The 15,334-nt window shown below is 56.6% G+C and carries 14 protein-coding genes; 8 read left to right on the top strand and 6 right to left on the bottom strand.

What is annotated here, in order from left to right; all coding sequences use genetic code 11:
- Positions 1-120: 120 nt before the first annotated feature.
- The 4 genes from QT230_RS09900 to QT230_RS09885 all read right to left on the bottom strand — a co-directional run bounded on the left by QT230_RS09900 (position 121) and on the right by QT230_RS09885 (position 4,995).
- Positions 121-534 (bottom strand): DUF4399 domain-containing protein, encoded by a 414-nt coding sequence (locus QT230_RS09900; protein ID WP_308321512.1) that lies wholly within the window; start codon positions 532-534, stop codon positions 121-123.
- Between the two features lie 281 nt (positions 535-815).
- Positions 816-2,087: a 4-aminobutyrate--2-oxoglutarate transaminase gene (gabT, locus tag QT230_RS09895; RefSeq protein ID WP_308321511.1), complete on the bottom strand. Its 1,272-nt coding sequence runs from the start codon at positions 2,085-2,087 to the stop codon at positions 816-818.
- Positions 2,088-2,098: 11 nt separating this feature from the next.
- Positions 2,099-3,550: an NAD-dependent succinate-semialdehyde dehydrogenase gene (locus QT230_RS09890; RefSeq protein ID WP_308321510.1), complete on the bottom strand. Its 1,452-nt coding sequence runs from the start codon at positions 3,548-3,550 to the stop codon at positions 2,099-2,101.
- A gap of 29 nt (positions 3,551-3,579) precedes the next feature.
- Entirely contained in the window at positions 3,580-4,995 is a 1,416-nt protein-coding gene (locus QT230_RS09885) for an APC family permease (protein WP_308321509.1), read from the bottom strand.
- 278 nt (positions 4,996-5,273) lie between these two features.
- Between QT230_RS09885 and QT230_RS09880 the strand changes: the two genes are divergently transcribed.
- The 8 genes from QT230_RS09880 (at position 5,274) to QT230_RS09845 (ending at position 14,506) form a co-directional block, all read left to right on the top strand.
- The gene (locus tag QT230_RS09880) at positions 5,274-6,692 is read left to right on the top strand and encodes a PLP-dependent aminotransferase family protein (RefSeq protein ID WP_308321507.1); all 1,419 of its coding nucleotides are present in this window, start codon (positions 5,274-5,276) and stop codon (positions 6,690-6,692) included.
- Between the two features lie 89 nt (positions 6,693-6,781).
- Complete coding sequence (locus tag QT230_RS09875) at positions 6,782-7,474, top strand: lysozyme-like domain containing protein (RefSeq protein ID WP_308321506.1); 693 nt, start codon at positions 6,782-6,784, stop codon at positions 7,472-7,474.
- 11 nt (positions 7,475-7,485) lie between these two features.
- Positions 7,486-8,226 (top strand): sulfite exporter TauE/SafE family protein, encoded by a 741-nt coding sequence (locus tag QT230_RS09870; protein ID WP_308321505.1) that lies wholly within the window; start codon positions 7,486-7,488, stop codon positions 8,224-8,226.
- A gap of 418 nt (positions 8,227-8,644) precedes the next feature.
- Positions 8,645-10,165: a glycerol-3-phosphate dehydrogenase gene (glpD, locus tag QT230_RS09865; protein WP_308321504.1), complete on the top strand. Its 1,521-nt coding sequence runs from the start codon at positions 8,645-8,647 to the stop codon at positions 10,163-10,165.
- A gap of 170 nt (positions 10,166-10,335) precedes the next feature.
- Positions 10,336-11,064 (top strand): MIP/aquaporin family protein, encoded by a 729-nt coding sequence (locus tag QT230_RS09860; protein ID WP_308321503.1) that lies wholly within the window; start codon positions 10,336-10,338, stop codon positions 11,062-11,064.
- 51 nt (positions 11,065-11,115) lie between these two features.
- Positions 11,116-12,624, top strand: coding sequence for a glycerol kinase GlpK (glpK, locus tag QT230_RS09855; RefSeq protein WP_308321502.1), 1,509 nt, complete (start codon positions 11,116-11,118; stop codon positions 12,622-12,624).
- A 142-nt stretch (positions 12,625-12,766) separates the two neighbouring features.
- Positions 12,767-13,954, top strand: a complete 1,188-nt coding sequence (locus QT230_RS09850; protein WP_308321501.1) for a Xaa-Pro peptidase family protein — start codon at positions 12,767-12,769, stop codon at positions 13,952-13,954.
- Positions 13,955-14,131: 177 nt separating this feature from the next.
- Complete coding sequence (locus QT230_RS09845) at positions 14,132-14,506, top strand: hypothetical protein (protein WP_308321500.1); 375 nt, start codon at positions 14,132-14,134, stop codon at positions 14,504-14,506.
- A 100-nt stretch (positions 14,507-14,606) separates the two neighbouring features.
- Here the strand turns inward: QT230_RS09845 and QT230_RS20860 are convergent, their stop codons facing one another.
- Together QT230_RS20860 and QT230_RS09840 are read right to left on the bottom strand one after the other, a co-directional pair.
- A complete protein-coding gene (locus QT230_RS20860) occupies positions 14,607-14,702 on the bottom strand; it encodes a hypothetical protein (RefSeq protein WP_374694458.1) in 96 nt (31 codons plus the stop codon).
- Between the two features lies 1 nt (position 14,703).
- Positions 14,704-15,210: an ATP-binding protein gene (locus tag QT230_RS09840; RefSeq protein ID WP_308321499.1), complete on the bottom strand. Its 507-nt coding sequence runs from the start codon at positions 15,208-15,210 to the stop codon at positions 14,704-14,706.
- Between the last annotated feature and the right edge of the window lie 124 nt (positions 15,211-15,334).

Below are 15,334 nucleotides of genomic sequence, written 5' to 3'. Positions count from 1 at the left end.
AACTTATTTAAGAGCTACCGCTGTTTGACGATGGTGGGCAGAATCCATAACAGTCAACGCCGACAGCCCCATCCACGAATCGTGCGAGGATGGGACTGAGCGTTTTTCTTTAAATACCGGTTACTCAACCACGTCAACGGTGATAGTGCTCGACCAGTCAGCACCATAGGAACGGTGCGCGCCATCGGCGAACTGCAGAGTCAACGTATGCTCGCCAGGGGGAAGGGTGAGCTCATAGCTGGTCTGGCCGCCACCGAAATGGATATGGGTATCATCGGCGGGAATAACCTCACCTTCGGCAATCGGCCCACCATCAACGATCAAATGATGGTGGCCTGTGCCCTCCTCCATGGTACCAGCAGGCTCGATTTGCATACCCGAGACGCCCATTTCTACCTGTATTGGGTTTGACAACTCAGCGCCATCCTCTGGCGTCACAAAATCAACCCCTTCCTTAGCCATGGCGGGCATCGCCAGCATTACTAAGAATAGAACCACTAACCAGCGGTTCGCTACTTGCTTCACTATGTTCATGTCGGCATCTCCTCTGGGGCTCACGATCAGCCGTTCATACCTGCATGACGGCTGTTACGTCTGGGCTATGTAGCTACCCCCATTCAGTTTAGCTATTTAATTGTGAAATGCTAATAAAAGACCGAAGGGTGCCTCTCCCACGAAGTGGCGCCAGAACAAAAATGACATTGGCGCTGGAGCCGCAGCAACGTCCGCTAAAGATAGACCTCTCGAAACTAAACCGCCATCGCCAGCAGCTTTCACTGTTGACGATGGCGGGTTAGATGACGCTAAGAAAGGTATTAGCTAAGCGCTTCCAGGGACTGCTCGATAATGCTCAAGCCCTCTTCCAACACCGCTGAAGAAACCGTCAGCGGCACCAGAATACGGATGCTGTTGCCGTAGAAGCCGCAGGAGAGCAGGATCAGGCCTTTCTCACGCGCCTTGGCGCACAGTGCGCCGGTCATCTGCGCATCCGGTTTGCCGTCGCTATCGAGCAACTCAAACGCGGCCATGGCGCCTAGCTGGCGGCCGTGGGCCACGGCGGGGAAGTGTTCTTCCCAAACGGCAAAGCGTTCCGCCAGCATCTTGCCCATCTGCTCGCTGCGGGCCAGGATATCTTCCTCTTCGATTACCTCAATCACCGCCAGCGCTGCGGCGCAGGAGAGCGGGTTACCGCTGTAGGTGCCGCCTAGCGAGTTGGGGCCGGAGGCGTCCATCACTTTGGCAGAACCTACCACGGCCGAGAGCGGCATGCCGTTGGCCAGGCTCTTGGCGGTGGTGAGAATATCCGCCTCAATGCCGCTATGTTCGAGGGCGAACAGCCTACCGGTGCGGGCGAAGCCAGACTGAACTTCGTCGGCGATCAGCAGAATGCCATGCTCGTCGCACAACGCACGCAGTGCTCTCAGGTAGTCCGGTGAGGCGATGTAGAAACCGCCTTCGCCCTGTACCGGCTCGATCACAATCGCCGCCGTGCGGTGCGGGGCGATATCGGTTTTGAACAGCGTGCGAATGGCGTTGAGCGAGGCTTCTTCGCTGATGCCGTGCAGCGGGTTGGGGAACGGTGCTCGGAACACGTCGCCCGGCATCGGGCCGAAGTCGTTCTTGTAGGGCAGCACCTTGCCGGTCATCGCCAGGGTCATCATGGTGCGGCCGTGGAAGGCACCGTCGAAGGTGATAATGCCGGTGCGGCCAGTGGCAGCGCGGGCAATCTTTACGGCGTTTTCCAGCGCTTCGGCACCGGTATTGACCAGCATCGCTTTGCGCTCAGGGCCGCGTACTGGGCTCAGTTCACACAGCTTTTGGCACAGCTGCACGTAGGGCGCGTAGGAGATCACCGCCGCGCTGGTGTGCATGACTTTTTTCAGCTGCGCTTCTACCGCGGCAACAATTTTCGGGTGACGGTGGCCCAGGTTGAGTACGCCAATGCCGCCCGCAAAGTCGATCCAGCGGTTGCCGTCGGCGTCCCACAGTTCGGCATTCTCAGCGCGCTCGGCAAATTGGGTAGTCGGCGTTGCAGCTCCGTTGGCCACGTAGCGGTTTTTTAGCTCGTTCAATTCTTGGTTAGTCATCATCATTCTCTTTATAAACCGCCAACGCAGACGTATTTCAGTTCGGTAAATTCGTCGAGACCGTGATGGGAACCTTCACGGCCCAGCCCGGACTCTTTCACACCGCCAAACGGCGCCAGTTCGGTGGAGATCAGCCCTTCGTTGACGCCGACCATGCCGTACTCCAACTGCTCCATGGTGCGCCAGATGCGGCGATAATCGGTGGCGTAGAAGTAGGCAGCCAGGCCAAACGGGGTGTCGTTGGCCATTGCGATGGCCTCTTCGTCCTGCTTGAAGCGGAATACCGGCGCGACGGGGCCGAAGGTCTCTTCGTCAGCTACGGCCATCTTGGTAGTGACATCTGCCAGCACTGTGGGCGTGAAGAAGCGCTCGCCTGCGGCGTGAGGCTTGCCGCCACAGAGCAGCCGCGCGCCTTGGTTCAAGGCGTCGTCTACGTGGCGTTGCACTTTATCTACCGCCGCCTGATTGATCAGCGGGCCGATAATGCTGCCATCCGCCAGGCCATCGCCTACTTTTAGCGCGTTCACACGCTCGGTGAGCTTGGCGACAAAGGTGTCGTAAATGCCGTCCTGGACCAGGAAGCGGTTGGTGCAGACGCAGGTTTGCCCAGCATTGCGGAATTTAGAGACAATCGCGCCGTCAACGGCGGCGTCTACATCGGCGTCGTCAAAGACAATAAACGGCGCGTTGCCGCCCAGTTCCATCGCGGTTTTCTTCACCGTGCTGGCGCACTGGGCGAGCAGGTGTTTGCCCACCGGCGTTGAGCCGGTAAACGAGACTTTACGCACTCGTGGATCGGTGGTGAGCACTTCACCCACCGCCGCCGGTTTTGAGGCGGTAATCACGTTAATGGTGCCAGCAGGCAGGCCCGCTTCTAATGCTAGGTAAGCGGCAGCCAGCGCCGTAAGCGGCGTCGCTTCAGCGGGCTTGATTACCACGGTGCAACCAGCGGCCAAGGCCGGTGCGCACTTGCGGGTAATCATCGCCAGCGGGAAGTTCCAGGGGGTAATTGCCGCCACCACACCGACCGGTTCGCGCAGTACCAGCAGGCGCTTGTCGGCGCCGTGGCTGGGCAGGGTTTCTCCCGCCATGCGCTTGGCTTCTTCAGCGAAGAACTCGATAAACGAGGCGCCGTAGATGACTTCGCCTTTGGCTTCTCCAAGCGGTTTGCCCTGCTCTAAGGTCATCAGGCGGGCTAAATCATCAGCGTGCTCAATGATCAGTTCAAACCAGCGGCGCAGCAGCGCTGAGCGCTGTTTCACAGGGGTTGCGCGCCAGGCGGCACCGGCGTTGTAGGCGGCTGCCACGGCGTCACGGGTATCGTCGGCGCCCATTTCGGCTACGCGGGCAATCGTTTCGCCGGTGGCGGGGTTATCGACCGTAAAGGTCTGCTTGCCGGTGCGCCACTCGTCGCCAATCAGGGCGGGGACGCTGTCGTTCAACCACTGTTCGATAAAGCTCATGGGGTGACTCCTTAAATCTAGGTGGCCGTTTATAGGTCGACTTTCATATGGCGGTCGCTGTAGTCACGCCCGTAGGTGCGCAGTGCGTGCACATATAAGGCGATGCCTAATACTGCCCAACCGGCAAAAATGGTCCATTCAGCACCGCTCAGCGCTGCCGGGCTACCGGGTAGGTAGAGGCACGCCATCGCGAAGGAGAGAATGACCGCTAAGGTGCCGCACAGCTTGCCGTTACTGACCTTGAACGGACGCGGCATATCCGGCTCACGCACGCGTAAGACCATGAACGAGATCGCCACAAACAGATAGGCAATCACAATGCCTAAGCCACCGGCGTTAACGATCCAGACTAGCGCGGGGCGGCCAAAGAACGGCGCGATGCAGGAGAGAAAGCCCATCATAAAGATGGCATTGGTCGGGGTTCTGTAGCGTGGGTGCAGCTTGGCGAATGGCGCTGGCAGCATGCCCGCTTTCGCCAGCGCATAAATTGCCCGTGAGCCGCCAATGTAGAAGGCGTTCCAGCTAGTGATAATGCCAGCAATACCCGCCACGACCATTAATTTGCTGGCCCAAGCGGCATTAAACAGGCTGCCCATGGCATCCGGCACGCTGAGCGAGCTTGCCGCCAGCTCATCGCTGTTGAGCGCCAAACTGGTCGCCAAAATAATCAGCGCGTACCACACCACGGCTAGAATCACCGACATCATCAGCACTTTGCCGATGGCTTTATAAGGCAGGTTGATCTCTTCAGCGGCCTGGGGAATAACGTCAAACCCCACGAACAGAAACGGCACCATGACCAGCACCGCCACAATACCCGCCATCACGCCGCTATCGGCCTGGGTGAACAGCGGCATCATATTGATGGTTTCGCCTTCAAACAGCGAACCGGTGACAAACATTACGCCCACCACCAGAATCAACCCGGTCACTACTTTCTGTATTAGTGCGGCGGTGGTCACGCCGAAGTAGTTAATGATCATCATGGCCAACGACCCGCCGACGCCTACCGCGACCCAGGTAGCTTTCACTTCCCAACCGGCAATCGTCCATAGGTGGCCAACGGCGTAGTTGGGCGCCAGGTGTTCTATAACCGTGGGCAGCGCGACAGCTTCAAATGCCACCACGCTTAAGTAGCCTAAAATAATCGCCCAGGTACATAAGAAGGAGGGTAAGTGACCCAAGGCACGGTAGCTGTAAACGTGCTCGCCACCGACTTTGGGCATCGAAGCGGCCAGCTCTGCATAGGTAAGACCCACCAAGACAATCGCTAAACCACCGATAATAAAGGCTATAATGGCACCTAGGCTGCCAGCAGACTGAATAGCCGTACCGGTGAGTACAATCCAGCCCCAGCCGATCATCGCGCCAAACGCCAGCGCTAATACATCGCCACGGGCCAGTACCCGGACGAGCCCTTCCTGTTCTGATGAAGGTGTGGTCATTGTAAAGAGTCCTGCCAGTTATTGGATGTTGTCGTCGGCGCTCAGTGGCGCAGTATCCTGACCCTGTTTTGGTAGCCTCGCTTAACGGGCTTGTTTTAAACGGGCTTGTTAAACAGGATAGCAACACGCTAGCAGGCGAGGGAGAAAACAAGAATGCACCACTTTAGCGTTCGACTAGACCACTTTTTCAACGCACCAAAAGAGTGCGCTGCTTTTATAATGCTTTCGTCTAATGGCCCGCCATTAGCGGTCTAACCGGTGTGAAGGGAGGCGTCCAGATGGATCGCAAGGAGGTCGTGCACCAACTTGTACAACTTTATGCACTCCAGCCGGAGCGGTTGAGTAAGCAGGTGCGAATTGAGCAGGCGCTACGTCAGGCCATTGCCCAGCAGTGGCCTTCTGGACTAAGGCTGCCCTCCCATCGCCAGTTGGCGGATGCGCTTGGCGTTGCCCGCCAAACCCTGGCGCTGGCGATTCATACGTTACTCGAAGAGTCACTGCTGAAAACCGCCCATGGCCAAGGCACCTGGACGTGCAGGCCCGCGTCGTTAAGCTCTCCCCTGCGGGGCAATGCGCAGCTCTCTCAACGCGCCCAGCGGGTGCTGGATGGCCCTGGCGCTAGCGCAATACAAAGCGGTGCCTTCGTGCCCGGTATTCCTGATATCGCCCAGTTCCCAATGCGTAAGTGGCGACAGCTCTACGCCAGCGTTACCGTGCCGCAGAATGCCCTACTGCTCTCCTACTCAACCGGTGGCTACGGCCCGCTAAAGCGCGCGATACGCGACTTCTTGGCGCGCTGGCGCAATATTCACTGCGACACGGAGCAGATCATCATCACCGACGGCACCCACAATGGCATTCAGCTATGCGCCACGGCACTGGCCGATGAGGGCGATACCGTTGCCATGGAGTCGCCCTGCTACTGGGGGGCGCGCAATGTGTTTACCGCCGCGGGTTTGGAAATCGAACCGGTAGCGTGGCTGCCAGGACAGGGGCACACCCTTCCGCCTGATTCTGGCCCGATCAAGCTGGCCTACCTGACCGGCTCGCACCACTACCCACTTAGCGTGCCCACCAGCGCTGTGGATAAACAGCGCTTATGCGATGCCTTGGCGCCCGCTTATATCGTCGAAGATGATTACGAGTTCAACCGCGACGACCATCTCAACCTGCTCTTCGACCCACACTCGGAGCGTCACTTGCTGGTGGGCTCGTTTTCCAAGATGATGTTTCCAGGGCTGCGGTTAGGCTATTTAGTCGTACCTCGTCATTTAGCCGGGCCGGTGAACCGCTTGCGCAGCGAGCTTTTTCGCGAAGGCCGCATGCTGGATCAAGCCGTACTGGCACAGTTTATTTTTGATGGCGATTTGGATGCCTGGTGTCGGCGTATTCAGCGCGACTACTTAGGGCGCCAGCAGGTGATGCATGGCCAGCTAAGCTCGCTTCCCCAGGTGCGCAGCGTCTCCCCGCCCAGCAGTGCCATCAGCCTATGCGTTGAGTTTGAGCCCGGCATCAACGACGTACAGATTGCCCAAACGCTGTTAAAAGAGCACTTAATTGTGCGCCCACTCAGCCCGGTGTGCGCAAAAGGCGACGCACGTTCAGGCCTTGTTATGGGGGTGGGTATGCTCTCGGGAGAAACCCTAGTGCGCGAGGCACAGCGGCTAAGGCGCTGCCTGGAGGTGCTACTACGCTAGCCGTTTGGGTTGCACAATCGCTGTTGTTAAATAATAAAACTCACAGCTTACCCACAAGCTTCCAAGGACTTATTCACAAGGACTATTTGATGCATCACCCTGTTGATAGTTTTTCTCCGCTCTCATTGCCTGCTCTACCGTTGGCTTTCAATAAGCTTCGTTTGTGGGTAGCGCTGAGCTTTGTGCTGCTCCTCTCTGGTTGCGCTACCTTTGCGCCCAACCCGCCCGAGGATCAGAGCAATATCTGCGAGATATTTCGCGAGCAGCCCAGTTGGTACGACTATGCCCAAGAATCACAGGAGAAGTGGGGCACGCCGATCGCCACCCAGATGGCATTCATTCAACAAGAGTCTTCGTTTCGCAGCCACATCCGCCCAGACCGCAAATACTACCTAGGCTTTATTCCCGGCCCGCGCCCCTCCTCTGCCAAGGGCTACGCCCAGGCCCAAGACCCGGTTTGGGAGGAGTATGAGGATCAAGCGGGCAGCCTGTTTGCCCGGCGCACGCATATGAAACACGCCACCGATTTTATTGGCTGGTACAACCGCCGATCCCAGCAGCAGGCGGGTATATCGCTGAGCAATCCTGAGCATCTCTACTACGCCTACCACGAAGGCGCGGGCGGCTACCAACGGGGCACTTATCGCGGTAAGCCTCAGGTATTGAGTGCGGGCAGACAAATAGCGGCCCGCGCTAATCGTTACCAAGCCCAGCTCAACGCATGTGAATCAGAGTTTCAGTGTCGCAAGTTTTATCAGATTTGGCCGTTTTGCCGTAGCTAAGGGATTTGACGATGTCACTATGGATGGGTGCGACACTGGTTAGCGTGGTGTTTTTCACCTCGATGCTCTCCGGTGTGTTTGGCATGGCAGGCGGTTTGGTACTGCTGTGGTTTCTACTGCTGATCTTTCCCGCAGGCACGGCGATGGCGGTGCACGGCGTGATACAGCTCACCGCAAATGGATCACGCGCGTGGCTCTCGCGGCGCTATATTGTCTGGCGTATCGTCGCCTTTATGACGCTGGGCGTGCTGAGCGCCGCTGGCTTACTGCTGCTGTTTAATTACAGCCCCAACGCCGCCAGCGTATCGCTATTGATTGGCTTGATGCCGATTCTGGTGTGGTTGCCCAAGCGCTGGTTTCACCTGGATGCCAACCGCGCCAGCCACGCGCTGTGCTGTGGCATCGCCTCTGGCGGTTTGACGATTGCCGCGGGGGTTTCCGGGCCACTGATCGATATCTTCTTCGTGCGCTCCCAGATGGATCGCCGCCAAGTCGTGGCGACCAAGGCAATGATACAGGTGGTGGCTCATAGCATTAAGATCATCTTCTACCTGGGTGCCGCCATGGCGCTCAGCGCGGGCGAATGGGGCATCGTTTTGCTGGCCGCGCCCTTTGCCATGCTCGGCACTCAAGCAGGGAACCGCATTTTGCATCGCCTCACCGATGCTAACTTCCGCACCTGGACCCGCTGGATCGTTACCGGCATTGGGGTTTTCTACTTCATGCAAGGGGTATTTTTGCTAAGCCATTAGGCCTGTTGACGTTTCGCTAACGGCCGCGCTGGAGCCCGTTTTAATTTGCGGTAAGAAACAGCCACACTTCCGGCGGAATATTAACACTTACGCATGTTTTATTTCGAAAATATCGCCATCGTTTCGCCTGTCGACTCCTCAGCTATCAGAAGATGAGCGTACTGACGCTTGTTATTTATCAATAGCGAAAAAAATTCCATAATACAATGACTTATAACGATAATATTTTCTAAGCAGAGACAATTATCTCTGCCTAAAATTTCCCTCGACAAACTGATCAAAGCCCTATTGGGGCTGCATTTCATATTGCTGGTCAATGCCACAGGCAAAAGTTTCGTTTACGACCTTTTGATTACTTAAAAATGTTCGATTTCGAGTCATAATGATCAAATTAGAACATTGATAGGCGAAATCGAACATGCACAATGAAACCTACGATCTGATCGTTATCGGCGGCGGCATTAACGGCGCTGGCATCGCGCGGGATGCGGCAGGGCGCGGGCTTTCGGTGCTGATGGTCGAAGCTGATGATCTCGCCAGTCACACCTCGTCGGCTTCGACCAAGCTAATCCACGGTGGACTGCGTTATCTCGAGCAGTACGAATTCAAGCTCGTGGCCAAGGCCCTTTCCGAGCGTGAAATACTGCTCAAGGCTGCGCCGCACATCATCTGGCCGATGCGTTTCATCCTGCCTCATCAGAAACATCTACGCCCGGCCTGGATGATCAGAACCGGGCTTTTTATGTACGACCACCTGGGTGGACGACAGACGCTCGAAGGCTCGCACGGTGTTAAGTTCGCCGATCATCCGGCCGGGACGCCACTGCAGCCGGAACTCACGAAGGGCTTCGTCTATTCGGACGCCTGGGTACAAGATGCCCGTCTGGTAGTGCTCAACTGCATGGATGCAGCCAGCCGTGGCGCACACATCATGACGCGCACGCGTGCCGAAAAGGCGGTGCGCAGCACCGAAGGATGGACCGTCACCTTGCGCACCAACGAAGGTGAAACGATCCAGGTCACCGCCCGTGGGCTGGTCAATGCAGCTGGGCCTTGGGCCGTAAACTTCCTCGATGGGGTCGCTGCGTTGGATCACTCGCACTCGCTGCGCTTGATAAAGGGCAGCCATATCGTGGTGAACAAGCTGTTCGACCACGACGACGCCTATATCTTCCAGCAACCCGATGGCCGCATCGTATTCGCCATTCCCTACGAGGGGGATTTCACGCTTATCGGCACGACCGACGTTGAGCACCATGGTGCTCCCAACAAGGTTGCCATCGATAAGGACGAGATCGATTATCTATGTGCATCGGTTAATCGCTATTTCCAACAGCCTATCGCTCCAGACGACGTCATCTGGAGCTACTCTGGCGTGCGCCCTCTCCTCGATGACCATGAGGATAATGCCAGCGAGATCACCCGCGACTACCGTATCCAGCTCGATACCTCCGGCGGTGCCCCACTGCTTAACATCTTTGGCGGTAAGCTGACGACCTATCGACGCCTGGCTGAAGACGCCGTCGATCAACTGGCACCCGAACTTGGCAACCAGAAAAAAGCCTGGACCGGTAACGGCCATCCACTCCCCGGCGGCGAAGAGGCGAAACCGCAGCATTTATTCAAGTCGCTACAGGCCAGTCATCCCTTCCTTCCACTGGGTATGACCAATCGTATGGTTTTCAACTACGGCACCCGGGTGCGCAACATCGTCGCTGACGCCAAAAGTCTGATCGATCTGGGGGAGCACTTTGGCGCCGATCTGTACGCCGCCGAAGTCGATTATCTGTGCGCCCACGAATGGGCGCGCACCGTCGAGGACATTCTTTGGCGGCGTTCCAAACTCGGGCTACGCCTCAATGACAGCGAACAATCCAGGCTTGCCGATTACCTCGACCGCTTTTTCGCAGAGCCGACCAAAGCCATCCCAGCAGCTTAGAGACGAATCTAGAGACGAAGCAACGAATTCAACTGCCATGGATGTGAATGGCGCAACAAGAAGGATGAAATCATGACTGGCCAGCTCACTGCCCTCACCTCCATCGGCACTGCCGAGCCTGTGCATCCTGGCTTATCCGACCGCTATCGTCATTACAGCGGCGGGGCCTCATGAATATTTTAGGAACGATACTGCTCCATGAAACTGCGGGTACAGCGTTCCTAACGCTGCTGGGTTGCGGCGTGGTAGCCAACGTCCTGCTGAACAAAACAAACGGTAACGGCAGCGATGGCATCGTGATTTTCTTCGGCTGGGGGCTTGCCGTGTTCTGCGGTGTGTACGTTGCCTACGATACCGGGGCGCATCTCAACCCGGCCGTGACGCTGGCGCTGCTTATCGGGCCAGCCGAGGAGTATGCCAGCGGTATCCCGATCAATATCGCCACGACCTTGGCCTACTTTGTGGCCGAGTTCATCGGTGGTTTCCTAGGCGCGCTCGCTTGCTATCTTGCCTACAAGAAACAGTACGATGACACCGAGGATGGCGCGATCAAACTTGCCACTTTCTCCACGGCGCCAACCATTCGATCCTATGGTTGGAATCTGATCAGCGAGATCATCGGCACATTCGTATTGATCTTCGTGATCATCATGTTCGGTAACACGCCTTCCGGCCTCGGGCCATTGGCAGTCGCACTATTGGTCGTCTCGATCGGGGCTTCGCTGGGTGGCACGACAGGTTACGCCATCAATCCGGCGCGTGATCTTGGCCCGCGCATCGCTCACGCTGTCCTGCCGATCAAAAACAAGGGCCCTAGCGACTGGCGCTATGCCTGGATTCCGATACTCGGCCCTGTCATCGGTAGCGTTCTGGCTGCACTTTTGGCTTACGTCTACTAACCCACCCAGATGGATCAATTTTTTAGCAACGAACAACAGGAGTGGCCTTCCATGAGCCAGAAAAAGAAATACATACTCGCGATCGACCAGGGTACGACCAGTTCCCGCGCCATACTGTTCGACCATGACGGTCGGATTGCCGGAACTGCCCAGCGCGAGTTTGAGCAGATCTTCCCCCGACCGGGCTGGGTAGAGCACAACCCGCGCGACATCATGACCAGCGTGCTGACCACGCTCACCGAGGTGATCAATAACACCCAGATTGATGTCTCGGACATTGTCGGCATCGGCATCACCAATCAGCGCGAAACCACGGTTGTCTGGGACAAGCACACCGGCCAGCCGGTCTATAACGCCATTGTCTGGCAGTCACGCCATTCAGCCGAGATTTGCGATGAACTGCGTGACGCAGGCCACGCCGACATGGTTCGCGACAAGACCGGCTTGGTAATAGACGCCTATTTTTCGGGCACCAAACTGAAGTGGATCTTCGACAACGTGGAGGGCGTCAAGGAGAAAGCCGACAACGGAGATCTGCTGTTTGGCACCATTGATTCCTGGCTGATCTGGAACCTGACCGGCGGCAAGGTGCATGTCACCGACGTCACCAATGCTTCGCGCACGATGATGTTCAATATCCGCAATCGTCAATGGGATCCGGAACTCCTGGCGCTGTTCGGCGCGCCCGAGTCGATGCTGCCCGAGGTAAAATCGAGCAGCGAAGTCTATGGCAACGTGCTGCCCAAATACTTCTTTGGCGTAGCGTTGCCGATTGCGGGCATTGCCGGCGACCAGCAGGCCGCCCTGTTCGGTCAGGCCTGCTTTAAGCCCGGCATGGCCAAGAACACCTATGGCACCGGCTGCTTCACACTCATGAATACCGGCACTGAAGCCACCGCCTCGCAAAACGGCCTGCTGACAACCATTGCCTGGGAGGTTGACGGCGAGATCGAATACGCCTTGGAAGGCGCGGTGTTCGTGGCCGGCTCAGTCGTCCAATGGCTACGCGACGGCCTACGCATGCTCGGCAAGTCTTCTGATTCCGAAGCCTACGCCGAACGCGCTGGCGACAGCGACGGCGTCTATTTCGTACCGGCGTTCACCGGCTTGGGTGCCCCCTACTGGAACTCCAACGTGCGCGGCGCGATGTTCGGCCTATCAAGGGGCACAAGCAAGGAGCAATTCATTCGCGCGGCGATCGAGTCCATGGCCTATCAAAGCGCCGACGTGCTCAAGGCCATGCAGGCTGACGCCAATCTAGACCTGACGGAACTGCGCACCGACGGTGGCGCGATCGCCAACAATTTTCTGGCCCAGTTCCAGGCCGATATTCTGGGCGTCGACGTGTTACGCAGCGAGGTTAGCGAGACCACGGCGCTGGGAGCAGCCTACTTGGCCGGCCTGACCCTGGGCTTCTGGGAATCACGGGAGCAAATCGCCGAGCAATGGGCCATCGAACGCCGCTTTACACCCAAGATGGGCGCGGAAAAGCGTGACGATCTCTACGATGGCTGGAAGCGTGCCGTACAGGCGACCATGGGCTTTCATGTTGCCTCGTAAGCCGCACTCACGTTTAGCAAAAGCCTACCCTCACCAGAGAGTGGGCTGAAGCATATCGACATTAGGGCTTTCGCGTTGAGGGCTATAAAAGTGATCTTCCAATAGAGGCCTATACTGACCTTATCGATTGATGGAGGTCTCTATGGATTATCAACACTACCGCGAAGCCCTTGCGGAAACGCTCGCCCAGAGTGAACTGCCCTTTCCCGCTGCCGAATATCAGGCACGCCTGGGTAAGATCCGTCAGGCAATGACCGCACATGGTTTAGATGCACTACTGCTTACCGATCCCGCCGACATTAATTACCTCACCGGCTATCACACCTTTGAAGTCTCGGTCCACGCCTGCCTGGTTTGCACACAGGAGCGGTTAGTGCTGCAGGTCGCTTCAATTGAAACCGGCGCAGCAGTGGTCACCGCTCAGGTTGATGAGATTATTGGCTACCGCTGGGAAAACCTCGACGAAATCATCGCGCCATTGGCGGATCTGCTGACCCACTGCCAAAAAATCGGCATCGATGGCTGGAGTGCGGGGCTGCGCTTTGGCGTGATTGATGCACTGCTGCAGACCATCGGCCGTGAGCGCTTTTGCGAAGCAGGCGTATTAGTCGATGCGATTAGAATTGTAAAAAGCCCCGCTGAACTTGAGGTGCTGCAAGAGAGCGCGCGAATCACCGCCCTAGGTTTAGAGATCGCCATACAGAGCATTCGCCCCGGCATGACCGATAACGATATTGCCGCTGCGGGCGCCAAAGCGCTGCTCGAAAATGGCAGCGAGTTTATGAGCCTGCAGCCCATTGTGACCAGCGGCCACCGCATCGGCGTGATTCACGTCAACCATAAACGGCGTGTCATCCAAGCCAATGAGCCGGTCTTCTTGGAGTTTGGCGCCGCTTATCAACGTTACACAGCCCCCATGATGCGCACCGCGGTGACAGGCGTGCCAAGCCCGGCTCTCTCTGCCACCCGGGATCTATGCCGCTCAATTTTTGAAACACTGTGCAGCGCCATGCGGCCAGGCAACACCTTTGATGACGCCGCCAAGGCTGCCGACGCCCTGCTCGCCCCTCAGCGCGACCAGTATTTCTTTTCCGGTGTATTTGGCTACGCTGTGGGCGCGCAGTTTCCACCTAGCTGGGTGGAGGGCACCGGCTTTATCGCCAAAGGCCAGAACCGCACGTTTGAAACCAATATGGTTTTTCACCTGCCGCTATGCCTGCGTGTGCCCGGGGAGTGGGGCGTGGGGATAAGCGATACCGTGGTAGTGACCAAACAAGGAGCCAAACCACTCACCAACAACGACTGGCAGCTGTTTGAGGCGCGCTCATAGCCTACTGCCCTGATAGCCACAGCATTGACAAGTCCTTGCATTGACAGGCCTCGCATTGACAGATTCGTGAAGTAGCGCTATCGTCAGCATAGATGCAAATGAGAAACACTATCTTTTCATTAAGTAACGGATCGGGCTTATGCCCACCAGATGTAATCAGCGTGAGGGGGCAGTGGGATGACGAGCGAGCAGCGGCAACTTCGCCAAACAGTCATATTTTTGCGCACCTCTTTTGAAGCGGTACAGCACTCTATTGCTGGCCGCTTGGAAGACCCGCTGCCCTGCTGGCTCGATACCAGCATGCTTTCAATGCTATCGCGGGAACTCACTCGCTGCTGCCAACAAGCCAAACCGCTGTTCGCCCCACCTGTTATCGAACAGCTTTATATCGCCTCCCAGCAGTGCGAGCTGCTACTCAAACAGTGCCCAGGTGTACTCAGTAGCGCCGTCTGCCATCGTCAACTGGGGGCCATTATGTTGCCGCTCTCTAGCGCGCTCCAGCAGATCGATACTCCTGCCAAACGCCGTTGGCCGTGGATGAAGTGGCACTGACCGAGCATTGGGGCATCACTAGTCCAGCAGATATCTAGTGAGGAGCACTAGCATGGTAGCAGGCAAGTAGCGACGCTCCAGACCTTGGAAAGGTTAGGGTTTATTGATGTGTATTCTTAGTGGCAAGCACTTGCTTACCTAGGCCTGTTAATCGATATTTTTGGGTTGGGCTACGCGGCGAGCCAGATTGTGTCATTTCAATCAATGCCAGTGCCGGTTGTAAATAATTTTGTATATAACGTCGGGCGATGCGTGAGTGATAACGCCTCAAGAAGTGCTTTAGTGCTCATTGGCTCTTCAAGCAGAGCTTGCAATAACCGTATTACTTGTTCGGTTACTTGCTTAGTTGCTACAGGGGCTATGTCCTTATCAACCAAAAACCCTCTATGAACGGGTAAGCGAATTAAAAAGTAACTGCGTTCATCGTCGGTTTCGAACACCGGTTCTGGAGAACCGTTCCCCTTCATCACTCGAAGAATTTTTGGCACGCCCGTTGAACGGCCTTCGGTTAAATCCAGCTCTTTTAAAAACTCGCCGATACGCCGGTTTCGATAGCGGCGGCTGACTGCTTTACCTGCCTGCAGGTCTTGCAAGCGAATAGAGCGGTCTGGCCCTGGGAAGCTAAGCACCACAAGTTCCTGACCATCAATACGGATCTCAATGGGCTCACGAATTTCATAAGAACGGTTATACACCGCATTCACCACCGCTTCTTCAATGACGACCAGCGGAAAATTCCAGAAGCGCTCGGCCTGGGGACGATCAGCGTGTTTTGTTACGCCCTCTTCCTAACTGGCACTTAATAGTAAACTGGTCTATTCTAGCATT

Source organism: Halomonas sp. SpR8, assembly GCF_031010195.1.
Taxonomy (GTDB): domain Bacteria; phylum Pseudomonadota; class Gammaproteobacteria; order Pseudomonadales; family Halomonadaceae; genus Vreelandella.
Note: the sequence above shows the minus strand (reverse complement) of the source record. Positions and strands in the feature narration are given on the sequence as shown.

Bases quoted from the DNA above. Each gene is read 5' to 3' on its own strand.
- QT230_RS09890 (WP_308321510.1), bottom strand. From the start codon at position 3,550: ATGAGCTTTATCGAACAGTGGTTGAACGACAGCGTCCCCGCCCTGATT.
- QT230_RS09860 (WP_308321503.1), top strand. From the start codon at position 10,336: ATGAATATTTTAGGAACGATACTGCTCCATGAAACTGCGGGTACAGCG.
- gabT (WP_308321511.1), bottom strand. From the start codon at position 2,087: ATGACTAACCAAGAATTGAACGAGCTAAAAAACCGCTACGTGGCCAAC.
- QT230_RS09880 (WP_308321507.1), top strand. From the start codon at position 5,274: ATGGATCGCAAGGAGGTCGTGCACCAACTTGTACAACTTTATGCACTC.
- QT230_RS20860 (WP_374694458.1), bottom strand. From the start codon at position 14,702: ATGACACAATCTGGCTCGCCGCGTAGCCCAACCCAAAAATATCGATTA.
- QT230_RS09885 (WP_308321509.1), bottom strand. From the start codon at position 4,995: ATGACCACACCTTCATCAGAACAGGAAGGGCTCGTCCGGGTACTGGCC.
- QT230_RS09845 (WP_308321500.1), top strand. From the start codon at position 14,132: ATGACGAGCGAGCAGCGGCAACTTCGCCAAACAGTCATATTTTTGCGC.
- glpK (WP_308321502.1), top strand. From the start codon at position 11,116: ATGAGCCAGAAAAAGAAATACATACTCGCGATCGACCAGGGTACGACC.
- QT230_RS09900 (WP_308321512.1), bottom strand. From the start codon at position 534: ATGAACATAGTGAAGCAAGTAGCGAACCGCTGGTTAGTGGTTCTATTC.
- glpD (WP_308321504.1), top strand. From the start codon at position 8,645: ATGCACAATGAAACCTACGATCTGATCGTTATCGGCGGCGGCATTAAC.
- QT230_RS09875 (WP_308321506.1), top strand. From the start codon at position 6,782: ATGCATCACCCTGTTGATAGTTTTTCTCCGCTCTCATTGCCTGCTCTA.
- QT230_RS09850 (WP_308321501.1), top strand. From the start codon at position 12,767: ATGGATTATCAACACTACCGCGAAGCCCTTGCGGAAACGCTCGCCCAG.
- QT230_RS09870 (WP_308321505.1), top strand. From the start codon at position 7,486: ATGTCACTATGGATGGGTGCGACACTGGTTAGCGTGGTGTTTTTCACC.